The sequence below is a fragment of the Maribacter corallii genome (assembly GCF_047345415.1).
Lineage (GTDB): Bacteria > Bacteroidota > Bacteroidia > Flavobacteriales > Flavobacteriaceae > Maribacter_C.
The window spans coordinates 361,513-383,227 of record NZ_JBLFEP010000006.1 but is presented as its reverse complement, the minus strand read 5'-3'; the positions used below and the strand labels follow the sequence as shown (position 1 = coordinate 383,227).

Below are 21,715 nucleotides of genomic sequence, written 5' to 3'. Positions count from 1 at the left end.
GTTTAAAATTTGTTCATGAGCACAGCTACAGCAAAAAGTGTTGCCCCACCAAAGGGAAAACCAAAATGGTTACGCGTAAAACTGCCTACCGGCAAGAAATATACACAACTTCGCGGTTTGGTCGATAAATATGACCTACATACCATTTGCACTTCAGGAAGTTGCCCGAACATGGGTGAATGTTGGGGAGAAGGAACCGCAACCTTTATGATTCTGGGAAACATTTGTACCCGCTCTTGTGGTTTCTGTGGCGTGAAGACCGGTAGACCTTCTACGGTCGATTGGAGCGAACCTGAAAAAGTGGCCCGTTCAATTCATATCATGGGAATCAAACATGCCGTAATTACCTCTGTAGATCGAGACGACCTGAAAGATATGGGGTCGATTATTTGGGCAGAAACGGTACAGGCCATACGACGGATGAATCCGACTACCACGCTTGAAACATTGATTCCGGATTTTCAAGGAATCGAGAGACATTTAGACCGAATCGTAGCGGTATCCCCAGAGGTAGTATCGCATAACATGGAGACCGTAAAGCGACTGACACGAGAAGTTCGTATACAAGCGAAGTATGAACGCAGTCTTGAGGTATTGAGGTATATAAAGGCACAAGGAGTAAACCGCACCAAATCGGGCATCATGCTAGGTCTAGGCGAGCTTGAAGAAGAGGTTTTGGAAACCATGGAAGACCTTAGAAAGGTCAATGTTGATGTCGTCACCATAGGACAATACTTGCAACCATCTAAAAAACACTTACCGGTAAAAGAGTTCATTCTACCCGAACAATTTAAGCGATTGGAGGAAGCAGGACTGAAGATGGGCTTTCGCCATGTGGAAAGTGGAGCTTTGGTCAGATCTTCATACAAGGCCCATAAACATATTCTATAGCACGTTCATTTCGGGATTTTTTCCGGAATTACGGAACTACTCTAACACATGGGAAAAACAACGATCGGCATCAATGGTTTTGGAAGAATTGGTCGAACCCTTTTTAGACTACTTCAAAAACACCCACAGTTAAATGTCGTGGCCATTAATGATTTGGCCGACGCCAGAACTTTGGCACATCTATTAAAGTATGATAGCATTCATGGGGTTTTCGAAGGCGAGATACAACACTCTGAGAACATCATTACGGTTAATGGTAATACTTCGGTTCTTTTGAACCATTCACAACCCGAAGCTATTGATTGGTCTGCTCATGACGTCGATATTGTCGTAGAGGCTACCGGGAAATTCAAAACCCGTGAGCAACTGACGGCCCATTTAGAAAATGGGGCTAAAAAAGTGATTCTTTCCGTACCCCCAGCAGACGATACAGTCAAAATGGTAGTCATCGGCGTAAATGAGGAGTGTATAACTGCCGAAGACGCTATTATTTCAAACGCCTCATGCACTACCAATAATGCGGCACCCATGATAAAGGTGATGAACGAACTTTGCGGAATAGAGCAAGCGTACATCACTACCATACACTCGTACACCACAGATCAAAGTCTGCACGATCAGCCTCACCATGACCTGAGAAGGGCTCGTGCGGCATCTCAATCTATTGTACCTACCACCACAGGGGCGGCAAAAGCATTGACCCGAATATTCCCCGAACTGGGTGATGCTATCGGAGGTTGTGGCATTCGTGTACCAGTACCCAATGGCTCACTCACCGATATTACCTGTAACGTCAAACGCCAGACCAGCATAACGGAAATTAACGCTACTTTCAAAGAGGTTTCCGAAAATGAGCTCAAAAAGGTGCTAAAATACACGAAAGACCCTATAGTATCGGTCGATATAAACAATAGTTGTCATTCTTGTACGTTTGATTCACAGATGACTTCGGTAATTGGTAAAATGGTCAAGATCATTGGCTGGTATGATAACGAAACCGGCTATAGTAGCAGGATCATTGATCTTATCAATTTGCTTGTCGATAAAAATTACGTTTGATAGTTGATACACTACATAGAAGTAGGGCAATCATCCTTTTGATATGGATGACCCTGATATGTCCACAACTGTCATATGGACAACAAGTCGACTCCACCTCACAAAAGGTCGATTCCCTCGGTAGGGGTCTCGCCTACTATTTCGATGAAGCCAGAAAACTGAAGAACCAAAACAAACTGGATCTCGCCATCAAGTCGATAGAAAAGGCGGCAGAAGTGGCCGAGACCAATGATGATGTGAAGGCACTGATCGACAGCTACAATAAGTTTGCCATTCTATATCTGGAACTGGGTAAAGACCAAGACCGTGCGCTTTTCTTTTTAGATCGATCCAAGACATTGCTAAAAGATGTAGAATACCCCTACGGAAACGCCATATACCGCTATGTTGATGCCCTCGTTCTTTTCAAGAACGAAAAGAGCTTTCAGGCACTTCTTATGCTGGAACAGGCCAAGCAACTGAATAATGATCGAAACTTTTTCAACAAAATATTACTTGTTGAGGGCGATATCTATACCAGTCTTGAGAAGTACGATGTTGCTTCAAAAAATTACAACTCCCTTATTGTGAATACCGATATTTACGAAAAGGACTATCTCGCAACCAGGGCCTATCTTGGCTTGGCCGCATTACATTTCAGAACAGAGGAATACGATGTGAGCGCTTCAAATGCCGAAGAGGCATTGAAATTGGCCAAAGCCAATAACTTCTTTAAGGAGATTTATGAGGCTAATGTACAATTGACCGAAAGCTATGGGAAACTTGGAAGCTTCGACCTTGCCCTGGAAAGAAACATGGAATTACTACGAATCAAGGATTCTATTTTTACTATCGAAAAAATAAAGACCGAGACAAAGACCGCGGAGAAAATCCAGTTCGAATTCATGGAAGGCCAAATCAAACAGCAAGATGAAAAAATCGAGGAACTGACCGAATCTGAAAACCGCTCTGAAGTCGCCGTTATCTTAACATCCGCCTTTTTGATTATTATTTCACTCTTGGCGGTATCGCTCTATCGAAATAATCAAATTAAACTAAAGACCAACGATTTATTACAAACCAAGAACAACGAGCTTCAAGCGGCAAGGGATGCGGCCGTTAATGCCATGGATGCAAAGACCAATTTCTTGTCAACGGTAAGCCATGAGCTGAGAACCCCACTCTATGCCGTCACCGGACTTACGCATTTGCTGTTAGAGGAAAACCCTAGTGAAAATCAAAAAGAGCATCTCAAGGCATTGAAGTTTTCAGGTGATTACCTTTTAAATTTCATTAACGATATTTTGCAGATCAATAAAATCGATGCGGACAAACTTGAACCCTTGAATATTGATTTCAATCTAAAAAGAACCCTCCAAGAAGTTATTGATTCACTGCAGCAGAGCGCCAGTGCCAATAATACCAAAATCAAACTTGAATATGACGAGGAGATACCGAGTCATTTGATGAGCGACCCCATAAAACTATCGCAAGTGTTTATGAACCTCGTTGGTAATGCGCTGAAATTCACGAAAGATGGCGAGGTACGCGTTATTGCTAAATTATTGAAAAAGGAAGAGGAAGATGTCACCTTGTATTTTGAGGTTTCGGACACCGGAATCGGTATTTCAGAGGAAAAGCAGCAGAGTATTTTTGAAGGGTTTGAACAAGGGTCTATTCAAATAAACCGTGAATATGGTGGTACTGGACTAGGTTTGACCATTGTAAAAAGTCTCTTGGGATTATTCGATAGTCGAATTCAATTGCAAAGTGAATTAGGTAAGGGAAGTACCTTCTTTTTTGAACTTCACCTGAAGAGCAAGGACAGTTTAGTAGACGATATTCCTTTTGAAATCACGGAGCAGGACTTTGATTTTAAAGGGTTGCATCTCATGATCGTGGAAGACAACAAGATTAACCAGGTCATTACCAAGAAGATGCTCACCAAAAAAGACATAACCTGTGATATTGCCAACAATGGCATGGAGGCAGTAGAGTTGGCGAAAGCAAATAAGTATGATGCTATTTTGATGGATATTCATATGCCGGGTATCAGCGGTGAAGAGGCGACCATTCAAATTCGTGAATTCGATAAGGAAACACCGATTATAGCGCTGACCGCTATTTCTTTGGACGATAGTCTGGAAAGTTTCTACGCAGCAGGATGTAACGATGTGGTTACAAAACCTTTTAAACCAGAAGTTTTCTACCAGAAAATAGGTGAAAACATTTTCAACAAAACCGTTAAGGATTCGGCATCATAAAGCCTTCTAAACCGGAGAGCAGCACTGCCTCATCCTCCTCAAAAAATACGTGACGTATAGGCAAATAATACAGATTCGCAACTTTACCTTTTAACCGAACATAATCTTTCTCGGTAGTCACCAATAACTCTTTTGTCTTAAAACTTGCTATCTCCCTAGACGTAAAAAAATGATGGTCTTTAAACGCCATATGATCTATTGTGATGCCTTTTGATTTCAAATAGTGTACGAAGGGTTCAGGGTTGGCGATTCCCGTGACTAGGGTTACCCGCTTTCCGCTAAGGTCTTGCAACGGTAGCGGAGCCCCTTCTGATCGTAATTCCCCATCATACTTGAGATAACTGAACAAAATCGTTTTGGTGTCTTGGACGCCCAATTTCCTTTTAATTTGGTCCTTTTCGCTTAAGGACAAGTTCTCAGGACACTTGGTTACAACAACATATTGAGCCCTATTTACTTGTGAAAGCCCATCTCTGAGATTTCCGCTCGGAAGATACCAATCATCTATATAAAGACTCTCGAAAGAAGTCAGTAAAATGTTCATATCGGCCTTCACCCTTCGATGTTGAAACGCATCATCCAATAAAATCAAATCCGGTCCCACCCGCTTTTGAAGTTGTACGATGCCGTTCCGCCTATCGCTATCGACCGCAACGCGAACTTCAGGAAATTTGAAATGTATTTGATAAGGTTCATCGCCCAACTCCTCAACCGTAGAAGTAGAAGCAGCTAGAACGAAACCTTTTGATTTTCGGCGGTAGCCTCTACTTAGTACGGCAATTTGATGCGAATGCCCAAAATAGCGAATAAGATACTCTATCATTGGGGTTTTACCAGTACCGCCAACACTTAGGTTTCCAACACAGATGGTGGGGGTTTCATAGTGTTCTGAAGTAAGAACGCCTATATCATACAATTTGTTCCTTACATATACGGCAAGAGCATACATCAACGAAAATGGGAACGCTATTTTTCTGAGGAGCCACACAAGAACGAAAATATAATATTTTATCTTTGGTGACCTTACAATCGCTCAATGAAAGTAAAAGAAGTTATAACTACACTCGAAGAATTGGCCCCGTTGGCCTATGCTGAAGATTTTGACAATGTAGGATTATTGGTGGGTGACGCGAACACTAAGGTTTCAGGGGTCTTAGTGACGTTAGACACTTTAGGGAATGTTGTAGACGAAGCCATTACCAACAATTGTAACCTTATTGTGAGTTTCCACCCCATTATTTTCGGAGGGTTAAAAAGACTCACCGGGGCGACCTATGTAGAACGTGTGGTTATCAAGGCCATCAAAAATGACATCGCAATCTATAGTATGCATACGGCTCTGGACAATAACAAGTATGGAGTGAATGCGAAAATATGTGAAATTCTAGGACTTAAAAACACCAAGATACTAATTCCGCAAAAGGGTACGATCAAAAAACTGGTTACTTACGTTCCGAGGGCGGAGGCAGCCCTACTTAAAGACAGGCTTTTTGAAGCAGGTGCCGGAAGTATTGGCAACTATAGCGATTGCAGTTTTACCAATAAGGGTATTGGCAGCTACAAAGCCAATGAACAGGCCCGACCCGTTAAGGGGGTTGTTAGCGAAGTACACCATGAAAAAGAGACCCAACTTCATATCACCTACCCAAAGGCGGTGGAAAGACAAGTGATAGCAGCCCTATTTGAACATCACCCCTACGAGGAGGTGGCTTATGAGATAAGCACCTTGGAGAATCGCAATCAAGATATCGGAATGGGGATGATAGGTGAGCTGGAAAAACCCATGGATGAACTGGAGAGCCTAGAATACATCAAGAAAAAAATGAAAGCCAGTTGCATTAGGCATTCAAAACTTCGGAATAGTCCAGTGAAAAAAATCGCTGTTTTAGGGGGCAGCGGGGCATTTGCTATTGCTGCCGCCAAGGCATCTGGAGCGGATATTTTTATTACTGCCGACATCAAATACCACCAATTCTATGAGGCCGAAGGAAAATTGATTATTGCGGACATAGGACACTATGAAACTGAGCAGTTTACAAAAAACCTATTAGTTGATTATCTTACGAAAAAAATTCCTAATTTTGCCATCCGATTATCGGAGAGTAAAACCAATCCAATCAAGTATTTATAGATATGGCAAAAAAAGCGGAAGCAACGGTAGAAGAGAAATTAAGAGCATTGTATGATTTACAATTAATTGATTCTCGAGTTGATGAGATTCGCAACGTGCGTGGTGAACTTCCTTTAGAAGTGGAAGATTTGGAAGATGAAGTTCTTGGCCTCAAAACCAGAATGGACAAGTTGAAGACGGACGTAGAGACCATAAATTTCGAAATTACGGCCAAAAAGAATTTGATCGATGAGTCCAAAGCACTCATTAAAAAATATACCGAGCAGCAAAAAAATGTAAGGAACAGCCGAGAATTCAATTCCATTACCAAGGAGCTCGAGTTTCAAGAACTTGAAATTCAATTGGCCGAAAAGAACATCAAGGAGTTCAAGGCACAGATCGAACAGAAGAAAATGGTCGTCTCGGAGACTAAAGAGCGTTTGAACGAGAGGGAAACACACCTCAAACATAAAAAAAGCGAACTGGATGCAATTCTTGCCGAAACCGAGAAAGAAGAAAAGGCGTTGCTAGGCAAATCGGAAAAATTTCAAAAAGAAATCGAAGAGCGTCTAGTAAAAGCATATATACGCATACGGAAGAACGTAAAGAACGGTCTAGCGGTCGTACCTATTGAACGAGGAGCTTCAGGTGGTTCGTTTTTCACAATCCCTCCCCAGGTGCAAGTAGAGATTGCTTCACGCAAAAAAATCATCACTGACGAACACAGTGGACGTATTTTGGTCGACCCTGTTCTCGCGGAAGAAGAGCAGGAAAAAATGTCAAAGATGTTTGCCAAGTTATAAGACCATAACTACGAACTATAAAAAGCCATCTGTTGTGAACGGATGGCTTTTTTTATACTTTTATGCAAAGCCATCTCAATGCGTTCCTTTACCCCTTTGCTAATTCTTTTGCTGATTCTTTTGACCTCGTTTGTTACCGCCCAAGATTTGGATACCTATCAATGGAAAAATCGAATCATCTTGTTAAAAGAATCCGATATGGACTCAGATTGGCTTAAGGCCCAGGTCAAGAGGTTACAATCGGATATGGGTAAGTTAAACGAGCGGCAGCTATTGGTTTTCATCATTTCCAATGAGTCGGTCTATGATATTGAAAAAAACCTGGTCGATTTGAACGCCCAGACTATAGTTGAACACTATGGTCTTGATATGTTCAATGGCTTGGCACTTATTGGGAAAGATGGTGGAATCAAGATGAAAGAAGACTTTATTGTGAATCCGAAAATAATTTTCGAACTCATCGATAGTATGCCCATGCGACAGGCAGAAACACAAAATCGGTAGTCTATAGTAATTCTAGTATAGCCCTCTCAACCTCCTCACTATCCCATTTCAAAGCTAAATCCGGTATTTTCAATACCTCTTGCATGATAGTTTCCTGATGGTCTCCAATAGCCAAAGCCTCCGAATAAGGACGCTCTGAAAATGTAACACGAGAATATGCGGGAATCCATTTCTCAGGATATTTCGACGCAAAGTGCTTTTCGATTTTTTTTTGCAACAAGAACTTGGGGTCGGCCGTTTTACTGCTCATTTCAATAAAGTTCCGATAACTTAATTCAGCAATGGCATCCGCGTTGGGCTTCCGTTCTTTCTGATACTCCTGAAAGATAGCCTCCCAGTCGTTCCCATGTTTTGCAATGATTTTATGAAGTATGAAAATGTCTTCAAATCCGGCATTCATTCCTTGTCCATAGAAAGGTACAATGGCATGGGCAGAATCCCCGACTAGGGCAACCTTGTCCCAATATGTCCAAGGGTAGCATTTCATCGTTACCATGGCACTAGTAGGGTTTTTGAAAAAATCCCTGGTCAAGTTTTCGATATCCTTTGTAACATTCGGAAAATAGGTTTTGAAAAAGGTTTTGGCCTCTTCCTCCGTAGTAATGCCCTCAAAGGACACTTCGCCTTCAAAAGGCATAAAAAGTGTACAGGTAAAGCTACCATCGAGATTGGGCATGGCGATGAACATGAAATTTCCCCTGGGCCAAATATGAAATGAGTTTTTCTCCAATTTATGAGTGCCATCCGCATTTGGCGGAATGGTCAATTCCTTATATCCCACATCGATAAAGTCCTGCGAATAGTCAAATCGGCTGCGCCTTTGCATTTTATGACGTACCCTAGAGAAGGCCCCGTCACATCCGAATATCATATCATATTGATATTCTTTCCACTCTCCTTTTTCCGTTTCCCCCGTAAATAACTTGGCCTCCGGAAGTTCTACATCCCATACTTTTTCCTCAAACCTAAATTCCACTCCCTTACCTTCTGCCAAGTCGATCATCTTTCGGTTTAAAACACCTCGAGAAATCGACCAAATAGCCTCCCCGTCCTTCCCATATTTCTGGTAGTACACCTCTTTATCGATGACGTGCATTGCCCTCTTATCAAGAGGGATTGCGATTTTTTTGATTTCATCTTCAAGACCTACCTCTTTTAGAGCGCGCCAACCCCTATTGCTCATCGCCAGGTTTATGGAACGACCGGAAAACTCCACATTCCTGATATCCGGTCTTCTATCGAAAACAGTAATTTGATGTCCCAGTTTTTTTAGGTAAATAGCCAAAAGTGAGCCAACTAATCCTGAACCGATAATGGCAATGTTCTTTGAAGTCTGTATCATAAGTGCTGTTTATCAGCTGTAGATTCTCAAAAAAATCAAAAAGCCTATTTGAATGATTTATCCATCTTAAAGCGAATTGAGCAAACAGGTCTCCTAAACCTTAAAACGCATTTAATACTTTTTTAACGATAGGTGAACGTCTATGAAACACCTTTGTCGCGTAAATATATTGAACATTCCGCGAGAGCGTCTATATATATTCCAAAAAGTCCTTCACAATCGTGTTGTGAAGGACTTTTTTTGTAGGAATTTTTAGTTGAACTCAACAGTCCGCGCTATATTTCTCACTACAATATGGTATTTTCAGACAGCAGCATCAAGATCATAACTTACTCATTCGTAGCTAGTTTTAATCCATTTACCGGGCTCTAGGGTCTTTTTCCCAGAAACGGTTGCCCCACAAATTTCACACTTTACCGATTTTGTAGTCCATAATCGAAAAAACAGGTCTTTTTAGCCAGTAAAGTATGCCTTTGTACCCTATTGAAGTTTCTTTGACGAGTAATTAATAAGGTTCATGTCCCAAATCTTATACCCAAATCAAAGCAAAGGAATACCTGAGCTGTAATTTGAACTTAAACATGAGCCTATGCACAATTATACCTCAAGTAAGAACTTCTTAAGGTCTTTTCTGTTCATTATCTGTGCCATTTCGTCCTCTACTGCGGTAGCACAGATTCAACGCACCTTCAGTCCTAGATTTTCAGATGCTGTCAATGGTGATTTTGTCATGATTGCCAACAATATGGTTTCAGAACACGCGACGCTCGACTATACAGGTACTAGTGATAACCACTTTTTGGCCTCTACCTATGTCGACATCGACTCAGATCCGACCACCTTCAACTCGAGTAGCGCCAATTTGGTAAACCCTGCACCTTCAAGTGCTTGCCTGAGCATTAAAAAAGCCTTTTTATATTGGGCTGCCGCAAATAAAGAATATGGTGTTGACAGTTCGGGAAATTTGACCGGCAACGGCGGAACTGAAGTCAACTGGCCTTCTAATCAGGTGAAATTGATGCTGCCCGGTACAAGTATTTATACTATGCTGACCGCGGATGAACTGATCTACGATGGACGTGCGGCACATTTCGTAAACGATCCATACATCGGCATAAAGGATATTACCTCATTGGTACAGGGAACCGCTAGCCCTTATGGCACTTATCAAGTGGCCAATGTCAAAGCCACCGAGGGAGATCTTTTCTCTCATGATGATGGGGGTAACACGGGCACTTCAGGTGGCTGGCAAATCGTGTTCATTTATGAGAGCCCTCAATTAAAACGAAGGAATATTACCCTTTTCGACGGCTATGCCAACATTACTCAGAGCTCTAATTCATTTGATATCTTGTTTGACGGTTTCCAGACCGTTCCAAACGGTCCGGTTAACGCGAATATGTTGATAGGCTCTCTTGAGGGTGATCGTGGTATTTCAGGGAATCAACTCCAGATTTTGGACACCAATGGTAACTGGGCATCACTCTCAACCACCCAACGCGATGCGAATAACTTCTTTAATAGTAAGATCACCGTTAATGGGAATCAATTTTTGGATCGTAACCCCGCCAGCACCAATACACTTGGATATGATGCGGCGTTGTTCGAACTTGCTAATAATGGGAATCAGCTTATAGATAACGACCAAACCTCTGCAACGGTACGCATGACCTCAAATCAAGAGACTTATGGCCTTTACCTTCTAGGCCTAAGTGTAGAGATCTTTGAACCCAGTCTAGGGGCTCTCAACTTCACTACCAGTGTCGTCGGGGCCACTTTCGATCCGGGAGACACCGCACCGGTGGAGATACGATTGAAGAATGTGGGAAATGACAATATCAGAAATCTGGAGATTGCCCTTACCTTACCACCCCAGGTAGAGTTGGCCAATACGGATCCGTTACCTCCTGGAGTCACCTATACGCTCGATAATGGAACAAGGGAACTGCGCTTTTTTGTAGCGGATGGATATACTGATGTAAACGATCCGGAATACGCACTTGGCTTCAATTTGTTCGTGAACCAGGAGTGCGTCACCTGTAGTGCGGTAATCGCTCTTCAAGCTTTGGCAACTTTTACTGGAGAGACAAACCCCGCCATGGTCGGTACCTTGAGCTCAGGAACAGTGGATGCTTGTGGCCTAGGGAACCATGACCCAACTTATCTCTATGTTATTCCGGTTCTGTCTATTGCAGATGCCTCGGGAAATGAAGGAACCGACCTTTCATTCGGCATCACATCTTCTCACCTCTTGGCCGAAGATGCCTCCTTGAATTTGGCCTATACCCACCAGACAACAACAGACGCCGATTATACCCAATTAGTCAGTTTTACGGTTCCGGAAGGTACGGGTACGACCATACTGAACATTCCGACCATCGAAGACCTTCTAACAGAGTCCATGGAAACCTTTGAAATCAGTATTGCCTCAAGTGACCCGATTACCATTTTAGACAATAAGGCCATTGGAAGCATTATTGACAATGATATGTCAGTCATTATCGTAGAGGACTATACACAGGAATATATGTTGTCTTGCGGAGATGAGATACCTGCTGTTCCAGAACTCACTTTCTCAGGGGGTTGCGGAAATTATCAAGTCGACTTTACGGAAATTGAAGAACCCTCTACCACCAGTGGTGACTTCATGATCGTTAGAACTTGGGATGTCACGGATAGGTGTGGGAATTCCGCTTCTTTCGAGCAGATCGTTTTCATTATGCAATTGGAAGAAGTCATTAGTACGATAACCGCATGTACTGCAGACAATCCTATCGACCTCATATCATATCTGCCAGAAAATTTCGATACCAATGGAACATTTACCGTCACCCAAGGAGTTGCAACGCTAAACGGAACCACACTTGACCCTGCAGACCTTGAACCCGGCACCTATGGTATCTCGTATAGTTCGACAATGGGTCGTTGTTCATACTTGGTCCAATTCATCATAGAAGTGAATGCCGACTGTGTGGACTGTAACGAAGAAGACATCACGGTTTCTACCACTGTGACACCAAATGGTGATGGCATTAACGATGTATTTACCGTATTGGGCGGAGAAGACTGTTTCTTTATCTACGATGTCATGATATTCAACCGATGGGGCAAGAAAGTATATCAAGCTGAAGATTATCAAAATAATTGGGCCGGCACTTCGCCTGAAAGTTCATTTGGCTCGAATGGCCTTCTTCCTGCGGGCACCTACTACTATATCATCAATATCAGCAATAGGATCGATTTAAAACCTATTAACGGTTATATCTATTTAGGTACCAAATAAAGGTTCAAACACACATACATTTAAAACACCCCCAAATGGAAAATTCAATCAAACTCACTTGCGTGATGTTCGTGGTCATGAGCGCTGGCATATATGCCCAGCAGTTACCCCAGTTCACGCAATATATGTACAATACAATTTCTGTCAACCCTGCGTATGCAGGAAGTCGTGAAACGCTGAATGTAACCGCCCTACATCGAAACCAATGGGCCGGTCTTGAAGGGAATCCGACGACCAGTACCTTATCCGTCCATACACCGTTACGTAACGATAATATCGGTCTGGGAATCTCTTATATCGGGGATCAACTCGGGTTCGAAAAAACGAATTATGTCTACGGAGATTTTTCATATTCCGTACTTCTGGGCCGAGAAGTAAAGCTATCGCTCGGTCTAAAAGCCGGTTTCACCAATTACAGGCTTGATAATCCTGATCTTAACGACCCTTTCTTTAACTCCAATTTCAACAGTTGGAACCCAAATTTTGGGGCCGGAGCTTTTATTGGTTCTAACAAATGGTATATCGGTGCCTCTGTACCTCGAATTCTCAATACGGATTTGAATGAAGGAGAATTTGAAGCTTTGGAGCGAAATAGTTATTATGCCATCGGTGGGGTCGTTCTAGATATTTCCGAAACAGTGAAGTTCAAACCCACTATAATCGCCAAATTCACCAATGGGGCGCCGGCCACTTACGACATTACAGCCAGTTTTCTCTTCAATGAAAAATTCTGGTTAGGTGCTTCATATCGTTTTAATGATGCTTCCAATTTCGGGGTTATGATGGATTACCAAGTAGCTAGGGATTTCAGAATTGGCTATGCTTATGATCTTCCTACCGCTACCATTCGTCCCTACACTGGGGGCACCCATGAAATCATCTTGATTTACGAACTCTTCAAAAGACGATTAGGCGGCGTGAAATCCCCAAGATACTTTTAACACATACAATTTACCATACATGAGTTACAGAAAACCATATACAATGCTGTCAGTGTTCCTCCTATCAATTCAACTGATAAGTGCACAGTACAATGCGCAAAAAAAGGGAGATTACTATTTTGGACAATTTGACTATGCTAAAGCTATTCCTGAATATCAGAAAATGCTGAAGGGTAATTTGAATCCGGAACATGCGAATCGCCAATTAGCGGAATGCTATCTTTTACTTCGGGAATTCAAGAAGTCAATTCCACATTTTCAGATGACTATCAATGATGCCAGTTTACCACCTGATTACTTATTTAAGTACGCCATGGCCCTATATGCCAATGGACAACGAAAACAATCAGCGAAATGGCTAAAACTATACAAGAAGTACAATGAGAACGATTCGCGTCTGAAACGCTTTCTTAAAGATGGCAATTTAGCTTCTATTGTATTTAACAGTAGACAGCGATACGAGGTAAAACCCGTTCACTTCAATTCTGAGCAGAGTGATTTTGGGGCATTTACCAGAGGAGGTGATTTCTTTTTCGCTTCTTCCAGAACGGATGAAGTAAACGGAGGCACTTACGGCTGGAATGACCAACCATGGTTAGATCTCTTTGTGGTTCGAGAAGATGATCCGCTCTCCAGACCGAAAAAAATAAAGGGAGATGTAAACACGAAATTCCATGAGAGTAATCTGGTATGCTCTACCGATTATAAAAACGATACGATTATCTACTTCACAAGAAATAACTATTACAAAAAAAAGAAAGCCTATGGCGCAGAGCATGAAATCAATTTAAAGATTTTTACCGCGATTAAAAATCATGACCAATGGAAGGTAGACCGCAGTTTACGAATCAATAGCGATTACCACTCGACCGGACATCCAACCATCACACCAGACCGAAAAAGAATTTACTATACATCGGACCGACCAGGCGGGTTTGGCGGGACTGATATCTACTATTCTGAAATTCACGAACGAGGTGGAATTGGAAACCCCATAAATGCAGGGCCAGTCATAAATACGGAGGGTAATGAAATGTTTCCATTCATAAATACGGAAAACAAATTGTTCTTCTCTTCGGATGGGCACGTTGGTTATGGTCAATTAGATGTTTTCTCAACCATTTCAAATGAAAAAGGCGAAGTAATAGACGTTATTAACTTGGGGTATCCCTTGAACAGTCCCGCGGACGATTTCGCATTTTACGGGCATAAAAATGGAATTACGGGCTATGTAAGTTCCAATAGAGAGGGCGGTGTCGGTAGTGACGATATTTATGAGTTCAAATTCACGCCGGCTTTAGATATGGAAGGCTTCGTTAGCGATGGAGTCAACAACCAGCCCCTAGATAATGTTCGCATAAAACTATTCGATCAACGAACTAAGACCTTGGTCATGGAAACGACGACCGACTCGAATGGGTACTACAGACTTCCCGTGAATAGAAAGTCCAATTATCGTATTGAAGCGTCTAGGAATACCCACCCGACCGAGACACAATTCTTCAACACTTATCATACTTCGCCCCAAACAAAAATGATGCGAAGGGATATCGTTTTACAACCGGTTCTAGACCTAAAACTGTTGGCCAATTTGAACAAAATCTATTTCGATTTCGACCAAAGTGATATCCGACCGGATGCAGCTACCGAGTTAAATAAAGTAGTCAAATTGATGACGAAAACCTATCCGGATATGATTATCAAGTTGGAAGCTCATACCGACCCGATCGGGAGCCATGGGTATAATGACAAATTATCGGAGGCAAGAGCGAAATCTACCTACGAATATCTCATCGCGAACGGAGTTCCTATTGAGCATATTATCTCGTACAAAGGTTTTGGCAAGCGAATGCCCGTAAATAGTTGCACCGATCAAAAAGACTGTTCCGCGGAAGAACTGGAACTGAATAGAAGAACTGAATTCCCGATTTTACAGATTAAAGAAGGAGTTGCACTAAAATAGTTTTTTTCCATGTGTGTTTAAAAAAAGCCCTCAACAAGGAATCTTGGAGAGGGCTTTTTGATATGTAAATAATGAAGAGTTGTTACTCTAGAATTCCATCCACAATTCCATATTCAACTGATTCAGCCGCGTTCATCCAATAATCACGATCGAAATCCTTCAGTACTTTCTCAAATTTCTGGCCACAGTTATCAGCTAATATCTGGGCACTTAATTCTTTGGTCTTTATGATTTCCTTTGCTTGAATTTCAATATTCGACGCTTGCCCGCGCGCTCCTCCACTCGGCTGATGAATCATCACTTGAGCATGTGGTTGAATGAAACGTCTTCCCTTTTTACCGACAGATAGTAATATAGAACCCATTGAAGCGGCCAATCCGGTGCATATAGTCGATACCGGGCTCTTCAAGGACTTAATGGTATCATACATTGCAAAACCCGAAGTCACATAACCTCCTGGGCTATTAATGAACAGTTGAATCTCCTTGTTGTTCTGCATATCTAGATACAACAAACGATCGATTACATGTTTGGCCGAGTCATCGTCGACCATTCCCCAAAGAAATACCTTTCTTTCTTCCAATAATTTTTCATCTATCGCTGCTTGTACTTTTCCTTTTTTAGCGCTCATTGTTAGATTTTTGTTAGGCTTCAAAATTAAGGAAATAATCGGATACTCCCTGTGCAAGGCTATCAAAAAGTCTTTACTTAGACTTTACCTTAACTCGAGGATACCATCTTCCTACTGCGGTATTTTAAGAAAGAAACGAACTTGTTGCTCAAAAAAGCCCCCATTTGAAAATTAGGTGGGTAAAAGCAGTTATATTTGATTAAATTCAGGAATCATGAAAAAAATCGTACCCTTCGCTCTGGTTGTTTTCGTAACCACCACCAGTTTTATACTAACCAAGAAAGTGGTCAAGAACTTGACCCAAGAAGAAGGTATTCTAGAAAAAGTAGCCAACGCCCATGGTTTTCAGAATTGGGGCAATGTAAAGGAAATCAAGTTTACTTTTAACGTTGACCGTGATACCAGTCATTTTGAGCGCACTTGGATATGGAAACCAAGAACCAATGACATCACTGCCATAACCCCCGGAAAAACCCTAACCTATAATTGGGCCGACATGGATAGTGTGGCCTACAAGACCAACGGAGGGTTCATCAATGATAAATTCTGGCTTCTTGCCCCTTTTCAACTCCAATGGGATGCAGACAATGTCACCCACGAACATATACTGGTTTCAGAAGCACCCATAAGCAAAAAGCCCATGCAGAAATTGACCATTGCATATGGTTCGGAGGGCGGATATACTCCCGGTGACGCCTATGATTTTTACTTTGGTGAGGATTATATCATTCGAGAATGGGTCTTTCGAAAAGCCAATCAAAAAGAACCGTCATTGATTACCTCTTTTGAAACTTATGAAGAGACGAAGGGGCTTAAAGTAGCAACTATGCACCAAACAGGAGATGGCTCCTTTAAGTTGTACTTCACAGGATTGGAGGTAAAATAATTGACCATCTTATCAGAATTTAGCAGACGAAACTCTTTTGAGACCCAAGATGGGGTCTTTATGATTAGAATCAACGAAAAGGACAAAGTACATGTGGTGAGTAGAAATCCGAACCAGTCTGTTGATTTTCTTTAGCTCTTATTTCTTCGCAGGATAAATGTGGACAAGAATACCAAAATCGAACAGCAGAGCAACACGATAAAACTGGTAGTCAGGGAAGAACGTTCGGCCAAAAAGCCTAAAATCGGAGGTGCTGCTAAAAAGCCCGAGTAACCCGTACCGGCTATAAAAGAGACCCCTTGAGAAGATTCGATACCTTTTATAGTCCCCCCTATTCGAAAAAGTTCGGGTATGATGACCGAAAACCCCAGACCGATACAGGCAAAACCTAAAATCGCCAAGTAAACTTGCGTACTCAATACGGCAATATATCCTAAGACAGATAAAATGGCACCTAAGGCCACAATTTTTGTAGAGCCTATTTTCTGACTAATACCATCCCCTAAGAATCGACCTAAGGTCATTGTTATTGAAAATGTCAAAAAACCCGCACCCCAAAGTACTTCAGGAGCCTGACTGACCTCTTTTAAATAAAGCCCACTCCAATCCACAATAGCTCCTTCGCCACCCATGACCATAAACGACACCAATCCTATAATCAACAGCGGTCTAAATAATTTCAAACTAAATGGCTCTTTCTCGACCGGGGCAGCAACTATATGAAAGTAACGCTTGCGAAACAGTACATTGATGAATAATACAACGCCTATGGCCAGTAACATATGTAGGGACGGATTTGACAGTACGGGGATCAAGAAAATGCCAAGGCCCGCCAAAACGCCTCCCAAACTGAAAAAACCATGGGCTGCCGACATGAAGTTTTGCTTATCGGCTTTCTCTACTTCTGTCACCAAGGTATTCATCGCAATATCGGTAAACCCGTGTGTTGCCCCAAAAACGAAAAGTGCCGCCATAAGCGTATAGTAATTTGGCGCTAAGAGCGGTAAAACTCCGGATATACATATGAGAATAAGGCCATACCACGTTGCTTTGCCCACCCCTATTCTATTGATGATTTTCGCAGCAATCGGAAATACTGTAAAGACCCCCAGAGACAAAAAGAAAATGGCAATACCCAATTGCGATTTGTCGATACCAAGGTTTTCTTTGACAGTGGGTATATAAATGGCCCAAGTACCAAAAAGTATGTTTAAACTGGCAAAAATCCATGCCGGTGCAAAGTATCTCGGATTTGATAAGATGAGTTTAAGCGATTTCATGAATTGGTTTGGTTTAATCGATTCCGGTAACAAAGTAATCCAATATCAAGATAAACTTCTTGGTGCAGGTGTTCCAATTATATGACAAATTATTCCTTGGATATGCTTTTTAGAGTTAAAAATGGTAATATTGACCCATGAATCCTATTTATGAGCATATTGAGGTAGCTGCGAACACCTCGTTAAAGGTAGCGACCTACACACACGAAAAAGACTGTCCAACATCCAATTGGCATATCCATCCCGAATATGAACTCGTATATATCAGAAATGGTTCCGGAAAATTGCAAATCGATTCGAAAACACTACCCTACCATAATGGAGCACTACTATTTTTAGGACCGAATATTCCTCATGCAGATTTTGGCAACAAGGATTTTACGGATAATTTTGAAGTAGTCATCCAATTTACCAAGGGTTTCGTCATGGAAAAATTGACCGTTTTTCCAGAGCTAAGAAGACTGAAGAAGCTGATTCAAGCATCACACAGCGGACTGGTATTCAGCACTACTATAAAAGATGAACTTACCAACGCCTTTGAATCGCTAGCCTATGCCAGTGAACTTAAAAAACTAGTTGGTTTCCTTGCCATTTTAGAACGTCTTTCCGACACCGACCCATATGAACGAATAGTTTGTAAAGAAAACAATATCACCCACAAAACCGTTGACGCAAATCGTCTTGAAACGATATTTCAGTTTGTGAATGAACACTACGACAAACAGATCAGTACCGAAAAACTTGCCAAACAAATCGGGTTGACCCAAAATTCTTTTTGTCGGTTTTTTAAAAAAATGACCAAAAAAACATTTGTCCAATTTGTGAACGAGTTCAGAATAGGAAAAGCAGTGGAATTTTTCAATGAAAACACATTACCGGTATCCGAGGTTATGTACAAATGCGGGTTTAATGACCCTTCATACTTTACAAGGCAGTTTAAAAAATATCAAGGGAAAACACCATCGGCATATATGCTACAGTTATAGCTCTTGGTCACTTGACGGAGTCCAAAAAAATTAGTACGTCGACTTCAAATTTCCAGGTTTCCCAACCTTCGGCAATAAAACAATAAAGACCGTCTTTTGACGGCCTTCATTGCATTTTATATCGCCTTTTTTTGGTATTGGCCAATCACCAATCCATCTAGACTTTAGCACTTATCCACATTGCTTTATAAAATTCCATCTGGTGAAGTCCCTTTCAAACAAGTAGCCTCTATAGGTAACACGATCTCCTACGAAGTATCTTTGATTTGGAGACCAAGGTGCTACTCCATCACAGGCATCCGTTGTACCTCCTGTATCACCGCCTTTTTTTGGGTAAATTGAATTGGTACCTCGAACATCCAAGGTGGATAATTGCGCCTGTCGTCTTGGCAGTACATTGCCATTTAAGTCCGTAATTGTGGGGCGCCCATTTTTGCTGAAAGTATAGCTACCATACATCATCGTAGAGTTGACATCAAATTGATTCGTCACCAAAGTTGCCGAATTACTCTTATAAAATTGATCCTTCGCATTGTTTTGAATATTATCAAAATTGATACGAATGAAATTATCCCGGTCCCTTCGGTTCTGCTCATGAATATAGCCCAATGTATGCCCTATTTCATGGATGATGACAACTGCCGTGGCCCGGGTACCCAAGCGAATGAAACCTCTAGAACCATTCATTCCCAAGGTGGCAACACCAGAATTACTATTTGACCCAGACGAGGAAATAGTCACATAATTGGATTCATTGGTCCATTTCTTGAAACGGACATTGGTTTTACTCGTCCACTCATTGAAGGATTTTTGAAGTTCCGATCTTACTGTGGAGCTCAGACCCGAAATGCGATACACCACAGTACTATTCGTCCATTTTCGAATACCGCCACCGAGGGCCAGTGCAGCACGACTATCGACGGGTTCAGGGTTCTCTTCGTACGCATCGGCGGTATCGGACAGTTGATTTTCAAATAGGCGTGCATCACTACCGGCTAAACTATAGGTGCCGTCATCCTCTAGTTGCACTTTTACGGCATCGCCTAAAAAGTACTTCGTAATAAACTTTGATTCTTCGTCAAGCTCTTGTGACGTTTCGGGGTCATTACGCTCTAGTGCTTCATCATCTTTATTACATGCTGCGAGGCATAAAAAAATTGCCAGTACTAATGGCAACAGATGGTTTCTCTTTGTTGTACACTGCATTCTTTCGATTTTAGGGTTCATAATCATCTTAATTTTGGGGTTAAAATTTTCAGTAATCCAAGAATTACCTAGATGTATCTAAAATCGGGAGGGTCTTAAAAGGACAGCACAATGACCTGTTCACTTTCTATAAATAGATACGTATAGAATCCGGTCTTAGATCGATTGGAAAAGGAGGAAAAGTTTTGGATGCTTTTTAGCGAACACCAAACTGTATGCTAAACGCAGATTTCGATAAAAGTTATCGGAAAATAACCGAAATCACTTACAGGAAACCGGTGTCTTGTTAATTGATGTGTACTTTAATTTTGGTGAATGCCCTCCTCTAATATGCATCCAAAACGATACATATCTTCATAGGAACAATAAAAAGGTGCCGGAGCTAGCCGAATGACATTGGGTTCACGCCAATCGACAACGACTCCATTTTTCATTAAAAAATTGAACAACGGTTTCCCATACCCGTGTAAAAAAACGGATAGTTGGCATCCACGATCTTTTGGGGTAATGATTTCGAACTTACCTTTCGTATAACGCTCCACTTCCTGCAGAATGAACTCTAAATAAGCCGTGAGTTTTTCCCTTTTTGTGATCAAGGCTTCCATTCCTACTTCTTCGAACATTTTTAAAGAGGCCAAATACGGGGCTAAGCTCAAAACGGGAGGATTACTGACCTGCCAAGCATCTGCGTTATGCATGGGTTCGAATTCGGGCTTCATCAAAAAGCGGGTTTCCTTCTTAGTTCCCCACCAACCTTCAAAACGGGGTACGTCCTTCCGGTTCAAATATTTCTCATGCACAAAGATCCCTGACGCGTTACCCGGACCGCTGTTCATATATTTGTAACTGCACCAAGCTGCAAAATCGACTCCCCAGTCATGAAGTTGTAAATCAATGTTTCCTACGGCATGCGCCAAATCCCAACCGACCTTGGCACCAACGGATTTGGCAGCCTCAGTAATGGTCTCCATATCAAAGACCTGTCCGTTATAGTAGTTCACGCCACCGATAAGCACCAAAGCCAATTCGTCACCTACCTCATTGATTTTCTCTAGAATATCCGCGGTTCTCCAACTATGCTCACCCTCTCGTTTCTGCACTTCAACGATGACCTCCTCGGGATTCAACCCATGAAACTTCACCTGACTCTGAAACATATATTGATCCGAAGGAAAGGCCTTTTCTTCACAGATAATCTTGAATCGTTTTGCCGTGGGTCTGTAAAACGAGACCATCAAGAAGTGTAGGTTCACCGTCAGTGTATTCATAACGGATACTTCTTCTTTTTTTGCCCCTACTACTTTGGCCAGGGGTGCTGCAAGTCGTTCGTGGTAATCCCACCAGGGTTTTTCCGCATGAAAATGACCTTCAACGGCAAGTTCGGCCCAATCGGTCATCACCTCATCGATATAGTGTTGCGTATTTTTAGGTTGTAGTCCTAACGAGTTTCCTGTGAAATAAATGACCTGTTTTCCGTCGATTTTTGGAAAGTTAAAGGCATCGCGATATGCTCTTAACTCATCTGCCTGATCTAATTGTTGCGCATATTCCAAGGTATTCTGAAAATCCATAGCATGATTTTTCCCA

Annotated in this window: 17 protein-coding genes; 11 read left to right on the top strand and 6 right to left on the bottom strand. The window is 41.9% G+C overall.

Going from position 1 to position 21,715, the window contains the following annotated elements:
* Positions 1-15: 15 nt before the first annotated feature.
* The 3 genes from lipA to ACKWCA_RS21510 are packed head-to-tail and all read left to right on the top strand — an operon-like array spanning position 16 to position 4,193.
* Positions 16-891, top strand: a complete 876-nt coding sequence (lipA, locus tag ACKWCA_RS21520) for a lipoyl synthase (protein WP_413980314.1) — start codon at positions 16-18, stop codon at positions 889-891.
* A gap of 48 nt (positions 892-939) precedes the next feature.
* A complete protein-coding gene (gene gap, locus ACKWCA_RS21515) occupies positions 940-1,950 on the top strand; it encodes a type I glyceraldehyde-3-phosphate dehydrogenase (RefSeq protein ID WP_413980313.1) in 1,011 nt (336 codons plus the stop codon).
* Positions 1,947-4,193: an ATP-binding protein gene (locus tag ACKWCA_RS21510; RefSeq protein ID WP_413980312.1), complete on the top strand. Its 2,247-nt coding sequence runs from the start codon at positions 1,947-1,949 to the stop codon at positions 4,191-4,193. The genes gap and ACKWCA_RS21510 overlap by 4 nt, the downstream gene beginning before the upstream one ends.
* Here ACKWCA_RS21510 and lpxK read toward each other — a convergent pair.
* Entirely contained in the window at positions 4,174-5,181 is a 1,008-nt protein-coding gene (gene lpxK, locus ACKWCA_RS21505) for a tetraacyldisaccharide 4'-kinase (protein WP_413980311.1), read from the bottom strand. The genes ACKWCA_RS21510 and lpxK overlap by 20 nt on opposite strands.
* Positions 5,182-5,229: 48 nt before the next feature.
* Between lpxK and ACKWCA_RS21500 the strand changes: the two genes are divergently transcribed.
* The 3 genes from ACKWCA_RS21500 to ACKWCA_RS21490 all read left to right on the top strand — a co-directional run bounded on the left by ACKWCA_RS21500 (position 5,230) and on the right by ACKWCA_RS21490 (position 7,610).
* Positions 5,230-6,324, top strand: coding sequence for a Nif3-like dinuclear metal center hexameric protein (locus ACKWCA_RS21500; RefSeq protein WP_413980310.1), 1,095 nt, complete (start codon positions 5,230-5,232; stop codon positions 6,322-6,324).
* Positions 6,325-6,326: 2 nt separating this feature from the next.
* Positions 6,327-7,106 (top strand): zinc ribbon domain-containing protein, encoded by a 780-nt coding sequence (locus ACKWCA_RS21495; RefSeq protein WP_413980309.1) that lies wholly within the window; start codon positions 6,327-6,329, stop codon positions 7,104-7,106.
* Positions 7,107-7,184: 78 nt separating this feature from the next.
* Positions 7,185-7,610: a DUF4174 domain-containing protein gene (locus ACKWCA_RS21490; RefSeq protein ID WP_413980308.1), complete on the top strand. Its 426-nt coding sequence runs from the start codon at positions 7,185-7,187 to the stop codon at positions 7,608-7,610.
* Position 7,611: 1 nt separating this feature from the next.
* On the opposite strand, the gene ACKWCA_RS21485 is transcribed toward ACKWCA_RS21490, so the two are convergent.
* Positions 7,612-8,952, bottom strand: coding sequence for an FAD-dependent oxidoreductase (locus tag ACKWCA_RS21485; protein ID WP_413980307.1), 1,341 nt, complete (start codon positions 8,950-8,952; stop codon positions 7,612-7,614).
* A gap of 589 nt (positions 8,953-9,541) precedes the next feature.
* Between ACKWCA_RS21485 and ACKWCA_RS21480 the strand changes: the two genes are divergently transcribed.
* Genes ACKWCA_RS21480 through ACKWCA_RS21470 form a run of 3 tightly spaced genes read left to right on the top strand, consistent with a single transcriptional unit; the run spans position 9,542 to position 15,139 of the window.
* Complete coding sequence (locus ACKWCA_RS21480; RefSeq protein ID WP_413980306.1) at positions 9,542-12,235, top strand: gliding motility-associated C-terminal domain-containing protein; 2,694 nt, start codon at positions 9,542-9,544, stop codon at positions 12,233-12,235.
* 35 nt (positions 12,236-12,270) lie between these two features.
* Complete coding sequence (locus ACKWCA_RS21475) at positions 12,271-13,176, top strand: PorP/SprF family type IX secretion system membrane protein (RefSeq protein ID WP_413980305.1); 906 nt, start codon at positions 12,271-12,273, stop codon at positions 13,174-13,176.
* 43 nt (positions 13,177-13,219) lie between these two features.
* Positions 13,220-15,139 carry an OmpA family protein gene (locus ACKWCA_RS21470; RefSeq protein ID WP_413980304.1) on the top strand — a complete coding sequence of 640 codons (1,920 nt, stop codon included), beginning with the start codon at positions 13,220-13,222 and terminating at the stop codon, positions 15,137-15,139.
* An 82-nt stretch (positions 15,140-15,221) separates the two neighbouring features.
* Here the strand turns inward: ACKWCA_RS21470 and ACKWCA_RS21465 are convergent, their stop codons facing one another.
* Positions 15,222-15,770 carry a ClpP family protease gene (locus ACKWCA_RS21465; protein ID WP_413980303.1) on the bottom strand — a complete coding sequence of 183 codons (549 nt, stop codon included), beginning with the start codon at positions 15,768-15,770 and terminating at the stop codon, positions 15,222-15,224.
* 214 nt (positions 15,771-15,984) lie between these two features.
* Between ACKWCA_RS21465 and ACKWCA_RS21460 the strand changes: the two genes are divergently transcribed.
* The gene (locus ACKWCA_RS21460) at positions 15,985-16,656 is read left to right on the top strand and encodes a hypothetical protein (protein ID WP_413980302.1); all 672 of its coding nucleotides are present in this window, start codon (positions 15,985-15,987) and stop codon (positions 16,654-16,656) included.
* 131 nt (positions 16,657-16,787) lie between these two features.
* Here the strand turns inward: ACKWCA_RS21460 and ACKWCA_RS21455 are convergent, their stop codons facing one another.
* The gene (locus tag ACKWCA_RS21455) at positions 16,788-17,936 is read right to left on the bottom strand and encodes an MFS transporter (protein WP_413980301.1); all 1,149 of its coding nucleotides are present in this window, start codon (positions 17,934-17,936) and stop codon (positions 16,788-16,790) included.
* A gap of 137 nt (positions 17,937-18,073) precedes the next feature.
* Here ACKWCA_RS21455 and ACKWCA_RS21450 point away from each other — a divergent pair, with 137 nt between their 5' ends.
* Positions 18,074-18,922, top strand: coding sequence for an AraC family transcriptional regulator (locus tag ACKWCA_RS21450; RefSeq protein ID WP_413980300.1), 849 nt, complete (start codon positions 18,074-18,076; stop codon positions 18,920-18,922).
* A gap of 171 nt (positions 18,923-19,093) precedes the next feature.
* On the opposite strand, the gene ACKWCA_RS21445 is transcribed toward ACKWCA_RS21450, so the two are convergent.
* Both ACKWCA_RS21445 and kynU read right to left on the bottom strand, forming a co-directional pair.
* On the bottom strand, positions 19,094-20,128 hold the full coding sequence (locus tag ACKWCA_RS21445) for a M12 family metallopeptidase (protein ID WP_413980299.1): 1,035 nt from the start codon (positions 20,126-20,128) through the stop codon (positions 19,094-19,096).
* 302 nt (positions 20,129-20,430) lie between these two features.
* On the bottom strand, positions 20,431-21,699 hold the full coding sequence (gene kynU / locus ACKWCA_RS21440) for a kynureninase (protein ID WP_413980298.1): 1,269 nt from the start codon (positions 21,697-21,699) through the stop codon (positions 20,431-20,433).
* Between the last annotated feature and the right edge of the window lie 16 nt (positions 21,700-21,715).